The following is a 22817-nucleotide window of genomic DNA, read 5'->3' as shown; positions in this document are numbered from 1 at the left end:
AAGTGTAGACGAAAAACGGGACCCGAAGGTCCCGTCACACTTAACGCCCAGTCTAACTCAGACTGACTTGCGCTTGCGCATCGCAGACCGTACAAGAACGAAGATCACACCCACCATACCGCCCAATACAAGGCTAAGGGCCAATATCAGAGAGCGTTTACTTTTGGACTCAATCTCGGTCGCAAAAACTTCCATCTCAACAGCTGAAAACAGATTCGGGTCGCTAGCAGGAGTCGACTTGAAAAGCCCCTCCGCACGGTTGAGAGTCTCATCCTGAAGGATGCTGCGTTCTTCAATTTCAAGTGCCTTTAGCTCTGCTAAAAACTCCTTCTTGGCATCAGCACGCTGAAGCGTTTGATCCTGCTCTAACTGACGGCGCTGTTGTTCGAGTGCTAGCAGTCCCTCAACAAACGAACTTTTTTCCTCGCGAGCTAGGATCAGCTCGATCTCTTTCTCAATAGCTTCGTAACCCCGAAGATAAAAGGGTGTATCCGTCTTGACGTTCGCGACAAAGCCACTTGACGATGAGAAGGTTTGAGCCTCGATCGTGTTTTTTGCGACACCAAGCTCGCGGGCGATAGCGGCTTGCTCACGTAAGAATGCCAAGCGATCTTTGGTTTTGCGTTCATAGTCGGCTAACGTATTGTCGATTTGAGTTCGGACATCCTCAAGTTCGAAGCCTTGTATCAACTCAAATTCACGCATCTGCTTGTCGAAGTCAGCCTTCGCATTCTCCATGCGCGTTTCTATGTCTTCAAGCTGAAACGCTTTACTCTGCTTCGAAACAGCCAAAGATGTATTAAACCGATCGACAAGCCCAGAGCGAACTGCCTCAGTTGAGCCCTGCTTTACGTCCGTCAATACAGCTAGCCATTTATCCGCGTCTGTTCCCTCGAAAACAACCGACCAATTGCGACGAATCTCGCCCTTCTCCTCGCCATCAACATTAACCGGCGGTTGAATAGCAATCTCTGCTGCCAGTGCGACAATTGCCGCCTCGTAATCGGCTTCACTCTCAAAGTCGGCGGGAACTATAAGCTCATGCTTGCGAATGGCTGCTTCAAAAAGACTGCGTTCTTCGAGCTGTTCAATAAATAGTCCTCGCAGTTGAGCCGGAGATATTTCGAAGAACCCCAACGCATTGTTGGCTCGGTACGCCTGTGCCTGAGTCGACGTAATCGGCTTAATCTCAGTAGTCGCAACGAAACTCGCAGGGCGTAAAAATGCGAATAAACCACCAAACACCGCAGCTAAAACGGCAATACCAACAACCGTCCACTTCCCATCCCAGATTGTCTGCAGCAGCTCAACTAAATCAATCTCATCATCCGCATACGCAGGACGCACATCATCCACCATCAGAGGGATTTCCTTACTCGAATCGTATGTATATCAATTAAATTTCAGAACGTTAGCGCCTTTTGACAGGCTAGAGCCGACTGGTCTTAGCAAATCAACATTGTCGCTAGACGGCTTGTAGTCGCCGACTATACGCAGAAGTGTATCGCGCGCCAACTCACTATCGTTTATTTCAATAGCACGCTCTATGTCACGCAGTGCGGCCCCAAGCGCTTCCGATGAGGCACACTCTTCATCCGCCGTCATAATTTTTGGATGAGACGTACCGGTAGCGTTATTACCGATTAGCAGCTCTTCGTACAGCTTCTCCCCGGGACGTAATCCCGAGAACTTAATCTCGATATCACCGTTTGGATGCGCCTCATCCAGTACCTTCTTACCAGAAAGCTGAATCATCTGGCGGGCGAGATCAGCAATTTTGACCGGTTCTCCCATATCGAGGACGAACACATCGCCACCTTTGGCCATGCTACCTGCCTGAATAACCAGCGAGGCCGCTTCAGGGATAGTCATAAAGAACCGGTTTATATCTGGATGAGTAACCGTTACCGGCCCGCCAGCTTCAATTTGCTTACGAAACAGCGGCACTACTGAACCCGAGGAGCCCAACACATTACCGAAGCGCACCATGGAGACAATTGTGGGGATGTCAGCTTGCAGGGCTAAGTTCTGCACAATCATTTCGGCCAAGCGTTTACTGGCCCCCATCACATTGGTGGGACGCACCGCTTTGTCTGTAGAGATCAGCACAAAACGCTCAAGCCCACACCGAACCGCCGTCTTAGCCGCAATGTGAGTTCCAATTGCGTTATTTTGCAGCCCCTGAAGCACGTTATGTTCTACCAGCGGTACGTGTTTGTATGCCGCGGCGTGATACAGAGTACATACCTTGTAATGACGCAGAGCATGCTCGAGGCGCTTCTCATCAAGCACTGATCCTAAGATAGGTATGAGCTGGCAAGTATATTGGTGAATTTCAATCTGATTGCGCAATTCACCCTCAATGGCGTACAGAGCAAACTCAGACTGCTCAAACAACACCAATGTTGCAGCGCCATTTGCGAGCGCCTGACGGGCAAGCTCAGAACCTATAGAGCCCCCAGCCCCCGTAATACAGACAGACTTCCCAGCAATGGAGCGCGAGAGCAACTCCTGACGCGGTGCAACGCTGTCACGCCCCAACAAATCCTCAACTTCAATTTGCCTAACATTTTCGAGGGAGCTGCCCGCCAACTGCTCGCGCAGCGTTGGCATGGTTTTAACTTCGAGCCCCAGTGGAGCGAGCCTGTCCAAAATAGCGCGACGGCGTTGGGGTGTAACATTCAGCATTGCCAACAGTACTGTTTTCACCCGCTGCGTCGCTAGCAGCTTTTCCAGCGCATGTGGACTATGCACCGGCAAACCACACACACTACTGCGCCATAATTTGGGGTCATCATCAATGAAGCCAATCGGCTGTGCCTCACCAGATGCCTGCAGTGCCAAGGCTAACTGGGCACCCGCGCTACCAGCGCCGTAAATCAACGTCGCATTGGCTTTACCAGCGCTAGTTGTCAACCAGTGATAATAACTGCGAATAATTATTCGGCTACCACCAAGATAGAGCCAGGCTGAAAGCCCGAAAATCAGGGGGATGGAGCGAGGGACACGCCAAATATCAAACGTCACTGCCGCTAAATAAAGCGCAGCAACCAGAAGGAAAACACCCAGCGCGACCGATTGCAGCAACTTGACGTTCATGTACCGCACAACCGCGCGATACATACCCAGCTTCACAAAAATCAGGACGCCAACGACAGGAGCAACAACAAAAAGAGACCAAGCCTCTGCTAGATATGTGTGCGGCCACCAGTCAGATAGACGCAGTGCAAAGGCAGACCATAACGCCAAAACAAGGGCGCCTGCATCAGCAAAAACCATAACGGCCCGCTTAGCTGAGCGCGGTAGGGAGAGAAACTTAATTATCCAAGGGCTAAAGCGATCCATTGCAACGTGTTTTCCAGAGACCCAACAAGCCTAAAGTATAACCGAACATCTCGATTCGGAATATGTATTGTTTTATAGATTTATTTCAGACGGGACACTTTGTACATCGATATTTTTGAGCTAAGACTTGAGGTGGCTGGGGTGTATCAAACACAAACTTCCTTAATTACCCGACACGTCAAATCAATCTCTTCTTGAGTCAAGGTGGGATGGCAAAGAAACATCAAACTCGTCTCCCCTAACTCTTTTGCGACTGGTAAGCGGCTTTCCGGGCGAAAGCCTGTACCGTCAAATGCTTTTTCCAAATACACTTCAGAGCACGAGCCCGAAAAGCACGGCACACCGCGCGCATTGATTTCAGTCATATACTGATCGCGCTTGCCGTTCTCGACAAAAACGTAGCACTTATATGCTGCATGCCTACACCCAGCGGACGCATCACAACTGTCGCATCCCTCGCATCTTAATTGTGGCGCTCTCAATACCTTTGTTTCGCGGGCCGCCTGCCAAATCTGTTCAGCGTATTTTAAACGCGTTTCAGACCATTCAGGCATACGCGTAAGTTGGATACGCCCGATCGCCGCCTGCATCTCCATCATTCGCCAGTTAGTACCGAACGACTCGTGCAGCCAACGAAAACCGGGAGGGTGCTCGCGATTGTAAATTGCATCCCAACTCTTGCCATGGTCCTTGAATGACCACATTTTCGACCACAGCTCGCGATCATTAGTGGTAACCATGCCGCCCTCACCACCTGCGGTCATGATTTTATCCTGGCAAAATGACCAAGCACCTACATGGCCAATCGAACCAACAGACCGACCTTTATAAGACGCACCGTGAGCCTGAGCGCAATCTTCTATCACATAGAGATTATGCTGAGCTGCTAGCGCCATAATCGGATCCATATCACATGGCCACCCGGCTAGGTGAACGCAGACGATCGCCTTTGTCTTAGGTGTGAGAACGACTTTAATTGTCTCAGCTGTAATATTTTGAGTATCAGGATCTACATCAGCAAACACTGGGATTGCACCCGCGTTGACGATACTGGACACCGACGCAAGAAAAGTACGGGGCGTAACGATCACCTCGTCGCCTTTACCGACTTCTAGCGCATTGAAGGCGAGATCAAGGGCAACCGTTCCGTTTGCCACTGCAATGGCGTATTCAGTTTCAGAAAAACGGGCAAACTCCCGCTCAAATTCCCGGCACTCTTGCCCCGTCCAATAATTCACTTTATTCGACAGTAAGACATTCTGTACCGCTGAGGCCTCTTCATCAGAAAATGATGGCCAAGGAGAAAACGGGCCGTTTAACATTTTTAGAAACTCTTAGAAAAATTAGGAAATAGATTTTGCGGGAACACCAGCAACGCGTATCCCATCAGGAACATCCGACAATACAACAGCACCAGCACCGACTAGGGCATCGAAACCAATAGAGACGCTTTGAATTACAGCGGCGCCGATTCCGATCCAGCTCAGCCGACCGATCTTCACTCCACCAGCAACATTAACGCCCGGAGAGACGTGAACGCCCTCTCCAATACTACAGTCGTGATCAACGGTGCTTCCTGTATTCAAAATACAGGCACTAGATATAGTCGTATCTGCATTAACAACGGAGCCAGCCATAACAACCGTTCCATCGCCTAAGAATGAAGATTTACTTATTACAGACCTAGGGTGCACCAAGGGTGGCAACACAGCTCCACGAGAGCGCAAAAACTCAAACTTTTCTAGCCTCACACGGTTGTTGCCTATTGCAACATGAATCCCATCAAAGTCGCGAATCTGCTCAACGAGCGCTGCGGTATTACCGACCACATCGAAACAGCCGTTTAGAGATAGGTTCGGCCAAGCATCGTCAAAAAAAACGATCTCAGTCCATCCACATTCGAGCGCGATTTCAGCTACTACTTTACCGTGACCACTCGCACCTAGTATCGCAAGTCGCTTAGTCACGGGGAGAGCCCGTAAACTTGTACATCGTTACTTGGCCCTCTGCAGAGATACCATCGCGCACCAGAACTTTCTTGATCGTAAGGTAAATGATCTTTAAATCTAACCATAATGAGCGATTATCAACATACCATGTATCGAGTTTGAATTTATCGTCCCAACTGATCGCATTACGACCATTAACCTGAGCCCAACCCGTAACACCAGGTCGCACGTCATGGCGACGGTACTGCTCTGCCGAGTACAGTGGCAGGTACTCCATTAATAAGGGACGCGGGCCAACCAAGCTCATATCACCCTTTAAAACATTCCAAAGCTCCGGCAATTCATCCAAACTAGTAGAACGGAGAAAATGACCGAAAGGAGTCATGCGTTCAGAGTCCGGAAGCAAATTACCCGCATCGTCAACCGCGTCCCGCATAGTGCGAAATTTGATCATCTCAAAAGGCTTCCCACCTATACCGGGTCGCGTCTGACGAAATAGAACTGGAGAGCCGATTTTCCAATAAAGGAGTCCAACAACTAAGAGAAGAACGGGTGTAAGTAGAAACAACCCCAGTATCGAAAATGTAACATCAAACAGGCGCTTAAACATATTTGCCGGGTGCAATCTCTTGCACTTCAGAGGATCTTCCATCAACAGCTGCCTGCAGCACATCCATAAGTTGCTGCGCTAATAGATCCCGATCAAAGGTAGATTCAGCCAGTTTGCGCGCTGACAGGCCAGCACTTGCCAGCCAAGTCTCGTCATTCATTTTGCTATCAAGAATAGCTGCTACCTCTTTGATAGGTTTCCCCCACATTGGTAGCCCACAATCATAAACAGCAACAAGATCATGCATCCATCCTCCATGATTCAAGAAGATAGGCTTTCCTGCGGCTAAAGCATCGAAGAACTTATTGGCCGAGTTTGCTCTAGCTTCCGGCAAGTCAATCACGAGGTTGGATGCAATAGTCGAAGCGCTCAGCAATGCAGGTGTATCCATTTTCGGAAGAGGGTCCTCAATAAATAAATTATACTGGTACACACCAGCCCGCTGAGCCGCAACCTTTAGGTTCGCTCGTTCGGAGCCATCTCCGACCAGAAGAATGCGAACGTTGGAAGAAAGCTCCCGTAGTGCCTTTGCCAATTCTACCGTGTATCCAACACCATTAACTTTCCCAAATGTCCCCGTATAAACAAAAAGTGGGCTATCACCTAGCCAAGGCCGCTGGTCTCGAAATTTACGAGCAGCGGCAAGATCACGAGTAAATTCGACATTATCGCAACAATTGGGAATTACTGCTATTCGGCGATCAGAGTACCCAGTTGAGGCGACACCGTTCTTCATCCCTGGAGACAAAGCAACGACGGCAGACGAGTTTCTGTAAGCCCAATTCTCGAGCTTGTAGGCTGCGGCCCTGAGAACCATATTATCTAAAGCGCCCATTGCTATTGGCATCTCTGGCCACAGATCCCGAACCTCAAATACCAATGGAATCTTTTTCTTGCGAGACGCAAACACCGCAGGCAGAGCGATTGTAAGTGGAGTACTCGTTGCGAAAATAACATCAGCTTCCAATTCCCTTAACTTCTTAGCTGCCGCTTTCGCGAACGATATAAAAGCAACGAGCCGATTCACATAACTCATTTGATTCGAATAAGGTACGGGATACCAGTGAATATTGATGCCATCCTCACAAGTCGTAAACCAAGAGCGCGTCCGACTTTCCGATCCTCGAAAGCTGGTAACCATATTTACCTCATGGCCTGCAGCAACCATCCGCTTAGCGAATTCATATGACCGTGTACTACCAGTCATGGACGGAGTGTTAAAGTATTGATGTAAATATGTTATTTTCATTCCCTAACCAAAGCAACTTTAAACATTCGATTGATAGCATAACTCAAACCGGTAATACGAGTGAGTGAAGTCCAAGACAATAACAATCAACTCTTCAATCCAAACGCATCTGCCCGATGATACTCCGTAGTGTACTTTTGAGTACAAGAACTTAAAGCGTAACCTAAGCCTATGAACCAATAACCCTGCAGAATGAGACCCTGTGAACTATTGACTGCTGCTGCTATCACGAAAGGGAGAAGCCAATAAATCCTTTGGACTGTAAGTACCTTCAATATCCATAATGTACAAATCATAAATACTACACCACCAACGATACCGAATCCTAGGAGTAACCAATGGCCAAGCGAAAATGGTTTAAATTCAGGATCGTTTGCTAACGTGCCATATTGATTTAAACCGTACCCAAAATAATCACCGCGTCTAATAATTTCTAAATAGGTGTCTGCAAGATTTCTAGATCTAATATTTGAGTTGGTAAGAATTTCGTAAATCGAATGAGATTTAAAAATCGCATCAAACAAAGCATCCACTCTTAAAGACAACTCGGGAAAGAAATTCAAAAGCAGGTAAGTCACAGCAATCCCCAATATGACATAAACCACAAAGAAGCGCTTTTTAGATGACATGAAAATGGCACATCCTGAAAGCAAGAGAACGAGTAGCGCGATCATGGAGTGTGATAAAAAAAGAGCAGCCAGGCCGACAGCAAGCATCAGCACCCTTCGCTTCATCAAAGAAACCATAATCAAAGCGACTACTGGTGCGGCTACGGCTGAGGGCTCGCCCATGAACATTTTAAAACGCCAAACACCATAATCGAATATCGAGACCATACTTTTATCAACAACGAATAAAATAAGTCCTATCGAAAATATGATAAAAAATGCATTTATAAATTTATTGCCTAACTGAACCTGATCACATAAAGAAAAATAATAGCCCACTAAAATAAAACTCAAAATAAGTAGCAGAGCCCTAACCATTTTGGCCAAATTAAAACCGGGAACACTTAGACCAATCAGCAAAGCATGAAAAAGGCAGATGAAAACGATAATAAAAAGAATTAAAAGAGGAGCAACCAAAACCACTCCCTTACTGTCTTTGAAAAAAAACAATAAGAAAATTGTTACAGACAGTGTATAAAATGGCACCGTAAAGAGGAAAAACTCCGCACCTCCACCCCAATGCGATCGATAAATGAACGTAACAACAATCAGCGAAAAGAATAGATAATTGGGAAAACAAAGCCCAGAGGGCACATAAACTTTACGAAACAATCCCATCGGCTATCTACTCATCTTTTAAGCAACGCTACTAAACTTTCTACGTCAACAGAGTCTATATCTCCGTCCCACCAACTGGAGTTGACTAACGCGGATATTTTGTCTTCGTCAAAGCGTTTCCTAATCGACCTAGCTGGAACCCCTGCAACTATATCAAAATCCTCAACATCAGATGTCACAACACTGCCCATTCCTATAACTGCACCGTTACCAATACGTACTCCATCACTAATCAACACTTGACTACCAATCCATACATCATTGCCAATCTCAACCACATAACCAGACTCAAGAAACTTGTGCTCTTGAAAGCCTTGTGCGCCAACTAAAGGACGTCCTGTTGGCGGAGTTCTAGAAAAAAACAATGGGTGAGTTGAAACTGCATCGACTTTATGTCGACCAAGGCAAGTTCTGACGTTATCGCCAATCGAGCAATACCTTCCAATTTTCGTTGAGATAATTCGGCTATCAGACCCTACATAACTGTATTTACCGAGGTATGAACGTCCGACAACACTATTTCGACCGATTAGGTTATCGCCCTGAAATATGTTTCCCGGTAGGAGGACACTCGAAAAGTGGTACCGAACGGTTTGACGAAATAGAAGTCTCACCTTAATCGACCAGGAAGCACTCCAACGATAAAGATCAGACAAAAACGGACTCATATGGATTTCATCCCAAAAGGATGGGAAAGTATACACCAAACATCAGTCCAACACTGGGGAAAAACGATAGAATCGTTCAACGAACAGAGATAATCTCGGTAGCGACACTTTTCCTCCTCTGTTAACGTGCTCATAAGATAAAGAAGGGAAACCGATCGCTGCCCATCAGTCGACGAAGCTAAACTGGCGCTACGGCAACCGAGCACAACGTCGTATTGTTTAGTCATCATTAGCTCAAATGGAATAACCGCGTTGAGAATATGTACCTTCGAGCCACCGGTAGTACTGAATGCTAATGATGAGCGACGCGGATGTGGTTTTAGGTCAACCCTGAATTCCCGATCTTGTAACTGATGGAGGAACTCATTAAGCACTGTATCGTCAGCTTCATCCCCCCCTGCGACTAACAAGACTCGCGATTCAGTCTCTGGAGATTGCTGATACTTTAAAAGTGTTGATTCAGGAACCGGGGAAGGCTTTAATACTTCGACAGATGCAGGTAAATCAAAGATGGGAATAAAGCCATCTTGAGACAAACCTAGTGTCGAATTACCTAAAATGCGGTAGACTGCCAGTTTAGCCTTCAGAACCGCAGGCAACCTTACAGTCTTTTCACGCTTAATATTATAGTGATCAATAAATTTCTTCTCCACGCTATCTGGAAATTTTGATAAAAGAAAAAACGAAACGTAATCAAAATAATTCGTAAAGAAATAAATACCATGAACATCTCTCGGAATTCTACCCAGAAAAAACCTAAGGCGAAAGTAGTCAAAAAAAAGGCGAAAAAACAATGGTTGCTGGACGACTTCAAACAATAAAATACTGGTATTACCAAGTTCAAGCGATTTTATATAGTCATAAATACTGCGACTCTGAGTCAAGATAATCAACTCATCACCGACGCATTTATCTTCGTACAGCTGGATAGCGTAAGATATATCACGCCACGCAGAAACACTAATAATGCTTTTCATCGCGCCAGTGCAAACTGAATTATACTCTTAAAAAACATCCCGGCGGTAATTAAAAAAGAGACCACCGGCCCAAAGAAAGATCTGCAAAAAAAATAACGATACTTAATACAATGGGGTGATTTAATTGAAAAGAACGATCGGACGAAATTGCTAAAGCTTTTAACAGAGCTAACCTTAAGTCCAGTAGCTCGCTCATCTACCGATATAACATGGTCAGTATCAATGAACACACCAATCCCCATTTTTTTGGCCCGGTAGGAAAACTCATTATCACCACCATAATGTGGTAACTTAGGTGAGATACCATTTAACTCTCGCAAGGTATTTCTCTTCATAAACATAAATCGAGCACTTAGAAAGTCAGCTCTCACTAGACCGTCGCCAACCGAGAGGATTCTTCTAGTTACGAATGGGAACCAATGTTTCAATTGACTCCCAGGACTAAGATAATTGTCGTCCTGATCTTTCAACATTGGGTGTACTATCCACCGCTCTTTGCCGGCAACTGCTGTAAGCAAATCTGCAACAAGGTCTTTTTTTAAAGCTACATCATTATTAGCGAATACTACTAAATCCGACTCTATTGGTCGGTAATTACGATCTAAGTATTCAACACCACGATTAATCCCCCCTCCCCAATACAAGTGCCCTGTTCCTCCAACTATGGCAATATTAGTTGATCGAAGGCTTTCGTGCTCCTTCCCTGGCCCGTCATCTACTATAATATAAACAACCTCGAACCTTTTTGGGAATGCATCCATAGCTGAATTCAGAAAGCGCTTAGTATACTCTAGCCGACCATAAACTGGTATTATCACAAAGAGTCGGGCGGCTGCATCTAATTTAGTCATTTTAAATTCACAATATAAAATTACAGAGTCCCACTTTTTTTAGATTGATTATTCTTTAATGTAATCAATCGCGTCGCAAAAAAAACCATTGAAACTGAAAAAGTGATAGAAGCAGTCAGAGAGACCCAAAACGGGGACAGAACTGGCTCACTATATCCTATAGAATAAAAAATAATAACCACCAACAAACTTATTAATGTAGCTAAAATACTTGATATCAACTTATATTTTGTGCGACCGCTAGCTTCGACGCATATAGCTGAGAACCGATAGCTATTCAAAATCACGACAGGTATGAAGAAAATTGAGATTGTCGGAATTAACTCCTCAAGTTCTTTTGAAAGAAAATATTCTGGAAACACGTTAATTAAACCATACATAGTTAGCACTATAATTAAGGTAAATATAAAAAGAAGTAAAGTATCTAAAATCAATCGACTTACTGTGTACTCTCCTTTTGCGTAACTACTGTAAACTCTCGGAGAATTATAGCTAATAAAAAACTGGTTAAATTGGACCAGAGCGCCAGAAATCACTCCTGCAGCAGTTATTATGTAGAGAACTTTTCTATCGAAAAAATATTGGGCAGATATTTTATCTGCCTGCACAACGAACCACATCGGAATTGTTGATAACACAAGTGGAAGCCCATAGACCAACAATTCCTTTCCTTTTTGGAAATCTACTCTAAAGCGCTCTTTGCGTGCGAAACTAGCAAACACAATCAGTTCACCAGCAAATATTGCAATCAAGCGATTTTCGATAGTTGTTTCTATTACGGTAAAGATTAAAAGTGTAATCGCTAGAGATAATAAGCTTGGGATAGCAGTCATAACTGCAAAATCCTTGTGGCTTTCCGAAATCAAGCTAACCATTCGTTTGACAGTAATAAAATAGCGCACAAAAGACACGAATACTGCCATTAGAAAAGAAAAACCTAGTCCATAAAAATACCCAAAAACCGCAAACAGTAGAAAAATAGAGAAGGACAAGGTATTATTTGCAGACTTCACATCAGCGTGATCTATATTCTGTGATATCATTTTCCCGTAGTATCCTTGTGACATAAAGGATATAACCGGAAGCGCAATTGCTGTGTAGATTAGAAATTCTCCTAACACAGAAAATTCGCTTGGCGACAACATTTTTGCTAAAACAATCGCGGAGATAAACTGCGATAAAAAAAGAACTATCGCGCTCGCGGCATGGTATTTTAATTTACCACTAAGTTTTTGTTTTATTTTCATTCTAATGACGATCAATTCTCATCGCTAATAATTAAACCCTGTCGATAAGCATAGCCATATAAAATATCTTAGTATTAACTTAACCATCCGATCCCATTGCACTATCTGCATTAAAACCAGCCAATAGAGCACTAACCCTTAAACATAGCTGTTATATAAAACCTAGACACTGGCTGTGTCATTAGATTTTTTACTTCACATCAACATGTACTTCGACACCAATTCGGCAATCTTAAAATCGACCTCGTCATCAATATCGAATGACCTCTCTCGAGGCATTAAATACACCCCAGTATTATTCGTGTAAAAACCTCTTTTACCTACTAGAGTTTCATATTTTGAAAGATAAATTGCTCCATTCAGAGCAAAACCTTGTGCTAGATCTTGAGATCGCTTCAAATCGTCAATTTGACTTAAATTTATCGTACCAGAGGAAGTCACTCGCATTACGAATTCTGGAGGGTTCCAAGGTTCTGATACACTGACGATCGAATCGTGACCGTGACTTCGAAAAATATCAAAAGCACTACGGATATCTTCTTGTGTCCTGAGTGGCGAGGTCGGTTGTAAGCAAGTAACTGTATTTATCAAACTGCGATATTCAGACTGCACTCTTGCGGCTTCGTACAGTAATACATCTATCGTTGTTGCATCATCTGTCGAGAGGTTACCTGGCCTTAAATATTGATCCGTCAGCCCATATGCGTTAGCTCGCTTCAAAATATCTTCACTGTCGCTACTAACAATTATCTTATCGAACACACCGGATTCAAGAGCAGCAAGAATTGTCCAATCTATGAGCGGTTTTTGATTAAAATTTTTGATATTTTTCCCAGGCAACCTTTTTGATCCCGCTCTTGCTGGTATTATCGCTATATTCATCTTTCAGCCCATTTGTTTAAAAGTTGACTGAGCGCGGAGGTAGTCGTTCATTTGGCCAATATCGATCCATTTACCATAGAACGTGAAGGCGTTTACATTTTGGCCCTCTTTGATCCTTTGTTCTAACAATGAAGGTAGGTCAATGCGAGCGCCCCTTTCTACTGATTTGACACATGAATTTGAAAGCACATACATACCTGTATTTATCAGATGACGATAAGTTGGTTTCTCTACCATTCCAGTGACATTTTCTTCTGCGACTTCCACGACGCCATAGGCGAGAGATGTCTCTTGCTCTCGAAGACACATAGTTGCATCGGCGCCTTTACTATTATGTGATTCGAGGATGTCCCCAAAATCCAAATCAGTCAGAATATCGCCATTTAGAAGTATTAATGGTTTTTCAGAGAAGTCGGCTGGTAGCAACCCCAATGCGCCACCTGTTCCGAGCGGCACCTCTTCGTGAACGTAAGATATGCTTACACCGAATGCACTGCCATCTCCAAAGTGCCGCTTAATCAGCTCTGGAAGATAATGGGTCGAGATAAAAAACTTGCGGAAGCCCTGCTTCCTTAAACGCTCTATTGTGTGCTGAAGTATTGGCTTATCGCCGATAGGCAGCATAGGTTTGGGGCAGTTGTCTGTTAGCGGCCGCAATCGAGTACCAAAGCCTCCAGCCATGATAAAGACAGGATTTTCGAGTTCTTGTCGTTCGTCAATACTAGCTAGCGTATGAAGCTCAATCACCCGATTTTCTTCATCTAGAATTGGTAGTGCGTTAAGATTTTCTTCCACCAAGATTTCTTTAATTTTTTTATGTGTAATACCCTGTTTAGCCACCCGTGGAGTAGTATTCGCAACCAATGACACCGGATCATCCATGTGGAGTTCAGAAAGCAGACCACGCCGTATATCGCCATCGCTTATTACAGCAACCAGACGCTCCGACTCATCACACACTAAAGCAATTTTTTGCGCACCTTTACTCAATGCTCTTAGGGCATCCCTGATATTTGCGTCGGATTGTACTACTGTATCTCGCCAATTTTTCATGCTGTTGTCCAAATTGTTGTGGATGTTCGAGCCGGCAGAACCTTGGAATAACTCCCTATAGATCGGACGACGCTCGCACCGGCACCAACAATTGAATGGGGTCCAATATTCAGCCCTTGGGCTACTACGGAATTAGGGCCAATCACAGCCCCCTTTCCAATGACTGCACTCCCACAAATAGTGGCATTTGGAGCTATATGAACAAAGCTTTCCAATAGACAATCGTGCTCAACTACAGCACTTGAATTTATTATTGAGTGCATACCGACCGATGCACCTGTATTTATTATTGCACGCGGTAGCACCTGCACTCCTTGACTCAATATCGCTGTTCGCGATACGACTGCAGAGGTGGATACAATTGTTGCAAAACGATAACCCAATTCGGAAAACTTAGATGCCAACTGCTTACGTACTTCACTGCCGGGCAATCCACCAACACCGATAACTAATTCAACGTGCTCCGCTGAAAACTCCAAGACTTCTTCATCACTGGAAAGGTGCGTGAGGCCCTGAAAAATCTGGCGTGTCAGAATGGACTCGGGAGATGCGATAGCAAGTATTTCCCGACCTTGCTCGATGCAAATTTCAGCCAGAACGCTCGCATGCCCGCCCCCACCTAGAATAACAACAGGTGGTTTATCTGAACTAACCATCGATTAGATCACCGCTACTCAGATCGCGCACAGCCTTTCTCCCTAAGAGGCTCCAGTACATAAACGGTGAAATGCCAGTTCCTGGTCGTTTAATACCCATATTGGCTTCGGAGTATACCTCGCCTTGTGAGATATCCTGCGCCGCCACTAAGCTTTTCCTAATTACAGCCCTGTTCTTTGATTCAGAATCAGTGGGAGATTTGATAGCTGCCCCTAGTGCGATCTCTACAGCCCTAATAGCAGCTACCATAGAACTCAGTTCCTCAGGTTCTAGTGATGCTTTGTGGTCAGGCCCCTCCATCTCGCGATCCAACGTAAAGTGCTTCTCTATGAGCGTTGCACCGCGGGCTACAGCGGCAACGGGTATTGCGATGCCGGCTGTATGATCGGAATAACCTACTGCCAAACCAAAAGCCTGCGTTAGTGTATCCATAACCCGCAGATTAACTTCGTTCAAGGGCGCAGGATATTCAGACGTGCAGTGAAGTAAAGTTACCCTTCGCTTGAGTACATCCTGCCCTGCAGCTGACGAGTACGCCTGTTTGAAAGCGTGAATCGATGGCTCGGCTGTTTCGTCGGTGGTGTAGCCGAAGGCAATAACGCCGAGCGCCGCTTCGATATCGGCCAGATCACACATTCCAGTAGAAACTATCAAATCACAGCCGGTACGAGCATGATCCAATATAAACGGCGCGTTCGTGATTTCTCCGGAGGGGATCTTTAGTGTTTTTAACTTTAGGTCATTAACTAGAAAATCTAGGCTTTCAGAATCAAAGGCTGTAGACAGAAACTCTATTCGTTTTTCCGCACAGTAACTTAGCAAGCGATGATGTGCTTCATATGACAATTCAAGTCTACTAAGCATCTCTAGCTGAGACTCTTTTTTACCTATATTCGCGGTTTGGTACTTTGCCTGTTCTGCGCTGGCGGTAACCAAACTCTGCGCTTTAAAAGTTTGGAACTTCACAACATCGGCACCGGCTTCAGCCGCAGCATCGACTAATTTAAATGCCAACTCTTCACTGCCGTTATGGTTCACACCCGCTTCAGCAATAATCAACGTTCTCATCTTATACCCTTGATTAACATAAAAGCTTCAGCAGCGAGCGCTCCGCACTGGACACCTCGAACTTTTGCCAAAGCAGATATAGCTTCTCGGCTACGTGGAAAAGGAAACTCGCCCATTTCAGATTTAAAAATATCCAGTATTTCCAGCTTCTTCGATAAATGTTCGACGATATCTACAAAGACATTTGGCTTAAATCCGCCGTCCTCTGGCTTATAACCGAAATCAGTTTCAGAAATCGTCTCGTACGCTAGTACTTCTTTGACAAATGGATATCGAAAACTTTTCGTGGCAGCCATCACTGCATCGAAAACTACCTGATGATCGGTGTGAGCGTCATTTCGATAAGCGGTGTACACCGTATCCGGTCGAATATCAGTTACCACCTTTGATATCGCGGAGATAACTTCTCCCATCGGCAATGTATCAAGCTGCGCTGGCGGAAACCCTAGCTCAAATGTTGATTTAAAACCGTACGACTTATCGACCTCAGCGATTTCGGCTTGTCGGTCAGAAATCTTCTCTGAAGAAAAGCCTTGCCCCGACGACATTCCTGTAATTATCAGCCAATGTATTTCGTCACCATCACACTTATGCCGCAACAGGGTGCCGCCGCATCCCAACGATTCATCATCTGGGTGCGGTGCGATAACTAAAACAGACTTGGAGTCCTTTTCTTTCACAGATATCTACCCTTTTCGAGTTCTATTTGAGGGGATATTTCTTTAATTTTTATCGCCGTATTATCAGCACACTTTACGACAAAACTATTTGAGTTAACTTCTAGCACTGTTCCCGGCTCTATATTCTTCGGATATGCTATTTCAGCGATCTCCGAATCCCAAACTTGAATGTGTTGGCCTTCGAAAATAAATTCAGCCCCCGGATATGGTCTGCTTAATGCCCTAACGAGATTGTGGACGGTGCTAGCATGCATACGCCAATCTATAATCCCATCTTTTCTAGAACGCTTACGCCAATAAGTGGCGCTGTTATGATCCTGTTCTTGAAAGATTGCTACTCCATCTGCTAGATCAATCGTCAACTGATGAACTTGCCGCTTAGCAATAGCCAAAATATTCTCGTAGAGTGATGTAGCATTATCGCAGGACTCTATCTTAATTAATTTCTGACTAAGTATCGGTCCGCTATCGGCACCTAAATCCATTTTGAAAAAGGTTGAGGCGGTTTCTTCTAGACCAAGCACAAGCGCCCAAATTATTGGATGACGTCCTCGGTTCTGGGGTAGTTTCGCGGGATGAAATCCGATTACTCCCAAAGGTGCAAGCGAGAGGAGACTCTCGTCAAGCAGGTAGCTCCAGCCGAAGCAATAGATCACGTCTGGAGTTAGCCCTTTGAGAAACTCTCTACTTCCTGCTGCGTTACTTCGCTCATGATAAAAGTAAGGAATATCATAACGCGAACAAACCGGAGCTAAGTCACAGTGGTCCGAATTAACCGCTGACGCCGAGAGCGTAACAACGCCCACTACTTCGATGTCATCTCTTTCTATGGCACACAGAACTTCGAGGAATTTTGCGCTGGACTCAACACAACCTATGAAACCGACTCTCATTGCGGCACCTTGAGGTCGTGGAAGGGCTTAAAAATCAGATTATTTAATTCGGAACTTTCGATGACATCTACAATCCTATCTGATGCCATACCTAAACCATAGGGATTTAGGGAACCAGCACATTTATCTCTAAAATCAGGATTTAAAGCTATAGAAATTGCAGAGTATATAGATTCATACCGGTCATCTGTATTGATCACAGTGTCACCAAATACTCGACCTTGCTGTCTATTTCCAATATTTACCGTAGGCACATTAAATGAAGGAGCTTCGATCAACCCACTTGATGAGTTTCCGATAACAGCATCGCAATATTTCATTAAACTTAGATAACGCAGTTGTCCTAGTGAGCTTACTAATTTAACTCTGCTTAAGTTTTTGACCTGGTAATCATCAAGAACTTCGAGCAACCTACGCCCATGTGTGTCGGCATTTGGATACGTAATGATAATTTGATGTTTAGGAAATTTATCAAGTGCCTGTAACAAACTCTTTAGGGAATTAACTGCGCCATCCGGCTCAAGAGTAACTGGATGATATGTAACTAAAAAATAATTCCCATTGATATTAAAATCTACCGCCTCTGAAAGCGCAGTTCGCGGCAACAAGTTTAGTCTTTTAATGCTGTCGATCCCGGGGGCACCAAAATTAAAAACGTGCTCCGGCCTCTCACCGAGTTGGATTACTCTATCACGGTAGGTCTCTGTCGCAGTGAAATGTAAGTGCGCCATCTTCGTAATGCTGTGTCGTACAGCTTCATCAATCAATCCCTCGGTCGCCTCTCCTCCGTGTATGTGTGCAATCGGTATTCGAGCGACTATAGCCGCTTGTGCCACAGCCATCGACTCAAAACGGTCTCCTAGTAGCACAACTAGATCAGGCTTATTTCTGCTAAATGACTCTGCTGCGGCTATCAGCGCTAAGCCCATTGATTTAGCAATCCCTACAGCCGAATCAGAGGATAGTAAAAACTCGAGTCTATCGGTAATTGGAAAACCGTCATTCTCAATCTGATTTACAGTCATTCCAAATTCAGGTGAGAGGTGCATGCCGCCAACCAACAACTGCAGTTCGGAGGTATCTGACTCATGAATTCGTTTTATAATCCAATAAAGAAGGCCGTACTCGGATCGAGTCCCGGTGAACACTGCTATACGTTTCAAAACTATAAACTCCTAACTTACCGCGTTCACTACCGAACTCGGTAGATTGACAACTCTGGCCTCAAGCCATTCAGAGTTCTCCAGAGTGCCGCGCATGCAGTTCCGATACATATCTAGGTGATTCATTAGCGCCCAGATAGGCCGAGTCATCACACCTTGCTTATTTGTCGATTCTAGCAATGAGTCTCGATGCGCTAGATCTTCGCACATTACAGCATTCAACCAATAATTGGATCGACAGTTTTTGGGTTCAGCCACAAAACATAAATCACCGCCGCGCAGTGCCGCTCTGTATGCTTGCGCTAGATTACGTTTGGACTCAATAAACGTTTCGATTTGCTCCAACTGAGCGCAACCGAGTGCCGCATTTAAATTCGGCATTCGATAGTTGTATCCAATTTCGTCGTGGACGTACTCGTAAGGATGAGGCTGTTTCGCTGTTGTCGTTATGTGCTTTGCGCGCGATCCACTATCAGAGTCGGTTAGGATCATTCCACCCCCGCCAGTGGTCATGATCTTGTTGCCGTTGAAGCTCAAGACCCCTATCTTCCCATAGGTTCCTGTGTGCTTGTCTTTGTAGAAACTACCCAGAGACTCAGCAGCGTCCTCTACAAGCACCAGCCCCCATGCCGCTGCAACATGACATAAGCCATCGATATCTGCAGGATGACCGAAGGTATGCATTGGAACGCAAGCTCTAACGACTCTTTTGTCATTTGTAGTTCGGCAAACACCCTCATCATCGACGAACGCATTTTGCTCCAGCCACGCACTCATCGCAGTTGCTGACAGCCCCAATGTTTCGCGATCGACATCAACAAACACTGGCTCAGCATTGCAGTATGCTATCGCGTTACATGTTGCAACAAATGTGAGTGGCTGTGTAATGACTAAATCTCCCGCTTCAACACCGGCCAGTCTCAGTGCAATATGTAGTGCAGCGGTACCATTAACGGTCGCAACAGCTCTTTCAGAACCTGTGTATACGGCGATGTCCTGTTCGAACCGATCAACGTATGAGCCGACACTCGAAACGAACGTCGAATTAATAGTATCTGCGACGTAATCCAATTCGCGTCCCTGAAATACGGGAGCATGAAGAGGAATAAATTCTTTTGTTTGATAATAGTCGCGTACAAAACTTATTAACTTAGCGCTCACGTTAGCTCACATTTTGCTGTCTAAATATTTCCCTGTTTCTTTGTGTCCGAAATCGGGGATCATGTTATGAAAAAGATCTACTAGGTCAGCTTTTTTCCATTCGCACCGAGTTTTCATCTCGGCGATACTCGACTCAAAATATGATAACTTTTCCTCATCGTATTCTGGCTGATTCTTGATAACACCCAAGTTGGTAAAACGCTTCAAATCGAGTGTTTCTCTCTTAGTAAAGAACTCTTCGAAATCTTTTTCACCAGTTGTATCGCTACCAGTAAACAAACAGGGCCATTTACCCTGTTCAGGAAGTGTTTTCGCTAGCGACCGCGCCTCTTCCTCAGTGGTACAAAGGTGAGGTTCAAAGCCGCGTTCACGTAGATACCGTTCTGCGATCTCTGCGAAAGTGATTAGATGTAACGACTCACTTAGTTTCGGAAAGAAAATATCTCGATTCTCACCCAGCAAACAGGACATTAGACAAAGTTCACCGGACTCCTGGGGCGTTACGAAATAGCGCTTTATGTCATTTGGCGCAACTAATGGTTGTCGCTTCTGTAAACGTTGATTGAATCCATGCAGCAGGGATCCGTCAGAGAACGCAACATTGGCGAATCGTGCCGTAGAGATAGCTATCTGTTCACTTCGGCGCATTAGAAACATTTCCATGATGCGCTTGGATGCACCCATCATATTGACTGGGTTAGCTGCCTTGTCAGTCGATACGCAAAAGTACTTTTTCACACCTGCGTCTAAAGATTGCTGAATGGTTTTATCAGTATTAAAAACATTCACGTCAACCATGCGCATCAGTGTAAAAGGGTCTTTTTCACTACGAACATGCTTTAGGGCGCTTAGATTTAGAACGTAGTCATATTCACCATCGGATTTAATGAAGGCATCATACTCTAATGTACCAATGTCTAGAGCAAAGGTTTGAAAGTCACCATCGATGTACCCGAATGAGCTTCGGATATCTCGCACAAGTTCAACCAGATTGTTCTCTGAAATATCTACTACATGTAACTTACGCGGATTACGTTTAAATATCTCCTTAGTAACCGCTTGACCAATGGAGCCTGCCCCGCCAAGTACCAGAAACCTCGATTGGCCAACTATCTCACTAAGTTGCTGAGTGTGTACTCTGATATCTGCTTCGAACAAAAAGCGATCACGGCCAATCAAGTTAAGAACTGTGTCAGTATTCACGTAATTTTATATCCCGCAATTTGCTCATAAGTTGTAAAGAGATCGATGTGCTCTTCCAACGAACACATGCTGTTTGTTGACCTATCTAGAAAGCCTTGAACCTGTTTGTAGAGACCTGGTTTGTAATCAAGATCCAACTTGTCGTCTAACTCTAACTGTTCGGACACTATCGAATTACGGGGTATCCTGCTAAGCCCCTCTAGCGGACAAAGTAAATATGAGTAGTTTTTCGAATATACAGTAACACCCCATCGGCCTTGGGAATCCCAATCCGAACGGTACGAAAACAGTACATTCTCATCCGTCACGCCTGAACCAACGAAGCAACTTCCACTCGGGTGCCAATGCAGACCTCCGCTCACGAACGTCGACAATTCAGCAGGTTTGCCTGCAATAAAGAATGCCAGGTCAATTACATGCGTCGAGTTAGCGAGGGCCCACTTTTCTTTTACACCCTCGCCCTTTACAAGCGGAGCTATTCGATCCGACCACTCAGTAAAATCGAATGAGAGTGACTGAACACCCCCATCTACTTCTAATAGATCAACTAACTTGGACACAGACGCATAGAACCGGCGGTTATAAGCGATGTGAACATTTGCACCTTCAGTATTAGTTAAGTCACTTAAATCTAGAAGATGTTCGATACAGGTCGCCCCAGGCTTTTCGATTAAAAGCTGCTTTACGCCTTTTTTCAAAAGGACTTTTGATGTTTCGTAAAGATGCTCAACACCTGTAGCAACGATGGCGTATTCAGGAACCGTGGCTTCGAGGTATTGATCTACACCGCCAGGAGTCGGCCTAAAGCCTGTATTCTGGAAAAAACGTTCTGCGGAAGCCTCACTTCGACAAACGATATCAAATTTAACACCCATCGAACTTAAAACTTTATGATAAGCCTCAGCCATGCCGCCGGCCCCGACTACTAACACACCACTCATGTAATTGGTAAACCTAAATCTGGATTTGTTTGAAGAGTTTCACAGCCACGGATAGCCGCAAACAGTTTAATGTGCTGCTGAATGGATTGCTGAAGAGATGGAAGCCCGTCACCCATCTCACATTTAAGGATATCTTCAACCAGGGAAAAGCTCATTTCACTCTGGTATTCAACTCTACACGGATACAAGCGGTTTCCTTCCGTGATACCGTTGCTTTCATCAATAAGCAATGCTCGATCGCCTTGCATGACGGTTACAGAGCTCGGTACGTCAGCATTGCTGTCTATGTGTAGTTCACTACCATCCACAAAAGTTACCATCATTTGACCGTCAAACTCACTGTACCCCTCACGTTTTGACGGTTTCCAGCCTTCGGGCGCATTGATGGTAATGTTATCAACCTCACTATCGACCAACCAAGAAACTACATCAATAAAATGTATGGAGTTACAGCCCAGCCCCATACCTGGAAAGTTTGCACGAAAACTTATTGGTTCTACATTGTGTAACAGTGTCTTGAGCTTTCGATAAATCGAAGTCCGCCGACGCGGTGTATTCACCCACGCGTAATCGCATGATTTAACAGACTCTGCGATCTGCTCAAGCTCCTGTTCACTTTGAGCAAGAACTTTCTCTAAGACCCAGTTTTTTACGTTGGTAATAGCAGCTAGTTTTTCAATTATTTGTGCGCGTGGAGCTGCCGAAGTAGCAACGATACAGACACTGTAATGCGATTTAAGCTCATCCAAGCTAACTCGGGAGATGACTGAACTGCAAACATCAGCTTCGCTACCAATAACACCCATCCCCCTGCTAAACGACTCGTCACTTGGCTCAACTATGTCGATGTAGATACTTGAGTTCCCGGATAGTAAGCCTTGAAGATATCGAGAACCCAATTGCCCAAGACCTACAATCAAAATATTCTGCATTC

Annotated in this window: 22 protein-coding genes; all 22 read right to left on the bottom strand. The window is 44.9% G+C overall.

Annotation, left to right across the window (positions count from 1 at the left end; genetic code table 11):
• Nucleotides 1-57 precede the first annotated feature (57 nt).
• The 22 genes from AC1WNR_RS03535 to AC1WNR_RS03430 all read right to left on the bottom strand — a co-directional run bounded on the left by AC1WNR_RS03535 (nt 58) and on the right by AC1WNR_RS03430 (nt 22815).
• Complete coding sequence (locus AC1WNR_RS03535) at nt 58-1359, bottom strand: Wzz/FepE/Etk N-terminal domain-containing protein (protein ID WP_481643162.1); 1302 nt, start codon at nt 1357-1359, stop codon at nt 58-60.
• A 33-nt stretch (nt 1360-1392) separates the two neighbouring features.
• On the bottom strand, nt 1393-3345 hold the full coding sequence (locus tag AC1WNR_RS03530; protein WP_481643161.1) for a polysaccharide biosynthesis protein: 1953 nt from the start codon (nt 3343-3345) through the stop codon (nt 1393-1395).
• Nucleotides 3346-3491: 146 nt separating this feature from the next.
• Nucleotides 3492-4667 carry a DegT/DnrJ/EryC1/StrS family aminotransferase gene (locus AC1WNR_RS03525; protein WP_481643160.1) on the bottom strand — a complete coding sequence of 392 codons (1176 nt, stop codon included), beginning with the start codon at nt 4665-4667 and terminating at the stop codon, nt 3492-3494.
• Between the two features lie 21 nt (nt 4668-4688).
• Complete coding sequence (locus AC1WNR_RS03520; protein ID WP_481643159.1) at nt 4689-5312, bottom strand: acetyltransferase; 624 nt, start codon at nt 5310-5312, stop codon at nt 4689-4691.
• Nucleotides 5305-5904, bottom strand: a complete 600-nt coding sequence (locus tag AC1WNR_RS03515) for a sugar transferase (protein WP_481645356.1) — start codon at nt 5902-5904, stop codon at nt 5305-5307. The genes AC1WNR_RS03520 and AC1WNR_RS03515 overlap by 8 nt, the downstream gene beginning before the upstream one ends.
• On the bottom strand, nt 5897-7153 hold the full coding sequence (locus tag AC1WNR_RS03510; protein WP_481643158.1) for a glycosyltransferase family 4 protein: 1257 nt from the start codon (nt 7151-7153) through the stop codon (nt 5897-5899). The genes AC1WNR_RS03515 and AC1WNR_RS03510 overlap by 8 nt, the downstream gene beginning before the upstream one ends.
• Before the next feature lie 86 nt (nt 7154-7239).
• Nucleotides 7240-8439: a hypothetical protein gene (locus AC1WNR_RS03505; RefSeq protein WP_481643157.1), complete on the bottom strand. Its 1200-nt coding sequence runs from the start codon at nt 8437-8439 to the stop codon at nt 7240-7242.
• A gap of 11 nt (nt 8440-8450) precedes the next feature.
• Nucleotides 8451-9095 (bottom strand): CatB-related O-acetyltransferase, encoded by a 645-nt coding sequence (locus AC1WNR_RS03500; protein ID WP_481643156.1) that lies wholly within the window; start codon nt 9093-9095, stop codon nt 8451-8453.
• 8 nt (nt 9096-9103) lie between these two features.
• Nucleotides 9104-10084 (bottom strand): hypothetical protein, encoded by a 981-nt coding sequence (locus tag AC1WNR_RS03495; protein ID WP_481643155.1) that lies wholly within the window; start codon nt 10082-10084, stop codon nt 9104-9106.
• Nucleotides 10081-10935 (bottom strand): glycosyltransferase family 2 protein, encoded by an 855-nt coding sequence (locus AC1WNR_RS03490; protein ID WP_481643154.1) that lies wholly within the window; start codon nt 10933-10935, stop codon nt 10081-10083. Before AC1WNR_RS03490 ends, AC1WNR_RS03495 begins: the two co-directional genes overlap by 4 nt.
• A 20-nt stretch (nt 10936-10955) precedes the next feature.
• The gene (locus AC1WNR_RS03485; RefSeq protein WP_481643153.1) at nt 10956-12182 is read right to left on the bottom strand and encodes a lipopolysaccharide biosynthesis protein; all 1227 of its coding nucleotides are present in this window, start codon (nt 12180-12182) and stop codon (nt 10956-10958) included.
• Nucleotides 12183-12377: 195 nt separating this feature from the next.
• Nucleotides 12378-13064 (bottom strand): acylneuraminate cytidylyltransferase family protein, encoded by a 687-nt coding sequence (locus AC1WNR_RS03480; protein ID WP_481643152.1) that lies wholly within the window; start codon nt 13062-13064, stop codon nt 12378-12380.
• A 3-nt stretch (nt 13065-13067) separates the two neighbouring features.
• Nucleotides 13068-14117 (bottom strand): nucleotidyltransferase family protein, encoded by a 1050-nt coding sequence (locus AC1WNR_RS03475; RefSeq protein ID WP_481643151.1) that lies wholly within the window; start codon nt 14115-14117, stop codon nt 13068-13070.
• The gene (locus tag AC1WNR_RS03470) at nt 14114-14773 is read right to left on the bottom strand and encodes an acetyltransferase (protein ID WP_481643150.1); all 660 of its coding nucleotides are present in this window, start codon (nt 14771-14773) and stop codon (nt 14114-14116) included. The genes AC1WNR_RS03475 and AC1WNR_RS03470 overlap by 4 nt, the downstream gene beginning before the upstream one ends.
• Nucleotides 14766-15842: an N-acetylneuraminate synthase gene (gene neuB, locus AC1WNR_RS03465; RefSeq protein ID WP_481643149.1), complete on the bottom strand. Its 1077-nt coding sequence runs from the start codon at nt 15840-15842 to the stop codon at nt 14766-14768. Before neuB ends, AC1WNR_RS03470 begins: the two co-directional genes overlap by 8 nt.
• Entirely contained in the window at nt 15839-16522 is a 684-nt protein-coding gene (locus AC1WNR_RS03460) for a PIG-L deacetylase family protein (RefSeq protein ID WP_481643148.1), read from the bottom strand. The genes neuB and AC1WNR_RS03460 overlap by 4 nt, the downstream gene beginning before the upstream one ends.
• Entirely contained in the window at nt 16519-17415 is an 897-nt protein-coding gene (locus AC1WNR_RS03455; protein ID WP_481643147.1) for a methionyl-tRNA formyltransferase, read from the bottom strand. Before AC1WNR_RS03455 ends, AC1WNR_RS03460 begins: the two co-directional genes overlap by 4 nt.
• Nucleotides 17412-18578 carry a UDP-N-acetylglucosamine 2-epimerase gene (gene neuC / locus AC1WNR_RS03450; protein ID WP_481643146.1) on the bottom strand — a complete coding sequence of 389 codons (1167 nt, stop codon included), beginning with the start codon at nt 18576-18578 and terminating at the stop codon, nt 17412-17414. Before neuC ends, AC1WNR_RS03455 begins: the two co-directional genes overlap by 4 nt.
• 12 nt (nt 18579-18590) lie before the next feature.
• Entirely contained in the window at nt 18591-19739 is a 1149-nt protein-coding gene (locus AC1WNR_RS03445) for a LegC family aminotransferase (protein ID WP_481643145.1), read from the bottom strand.
• Between the two features lie 6 nt (nt 19740-19745).
• On the bottom strand, nt 19746-20942 hold the full coding sequence (locus AC1WNR_RS03440; protein WP_481643144.1) for a UDP-N-acetylglucosamine 4,6-dehydratase: 1197 nt from the start codon (nt 20940-20942) through the stop codon (nt 19746-19748).
• On the bottom strand, nt 20939-21883 hold the full coding sequence (locus tag AC1WNR_RS03435) for a Gfo/Idh/MocA family oxidoreductase (protein WP_481643143.1): 945 nt from the start codon (nt 21881-21883) through the stop codon (nt 20939-20941). The genes AC1WNR_RS03440 and AC1WNR_RS03435 overlap by 4 nt, the downstream gene beginning before the upstream one ends.
• Nucleotides 21880-22815 carry a Gfo/Idh/MocA family oxidoreductase gene (locus tag AC1WNR_RS03430; protein ID WP_481643142.1) on the bottom strand — a complete coding sequence of 312 codons (936 nt, stop codon included), beginning with the start codon at nt 22813-22815 and terminating at the stop codon, nt 21880-21882. The genes AC1WNR_RS03435 and AC1WNR_RS03430 overlap by 4 nt, the downstream gene beginning before the upstream one ends.
• Between the last annotated feature and the right edge of the window lie 2 nt (nt 22816-22817).

This window comes from Marinobacterium marisflavi (assembly GCF_982447095.1).
The sequence above is the reverse complement of the archived record's forward strand: the minus strand, read 5'-3'. Positions and strand labels throughout refer to the sequence as shown.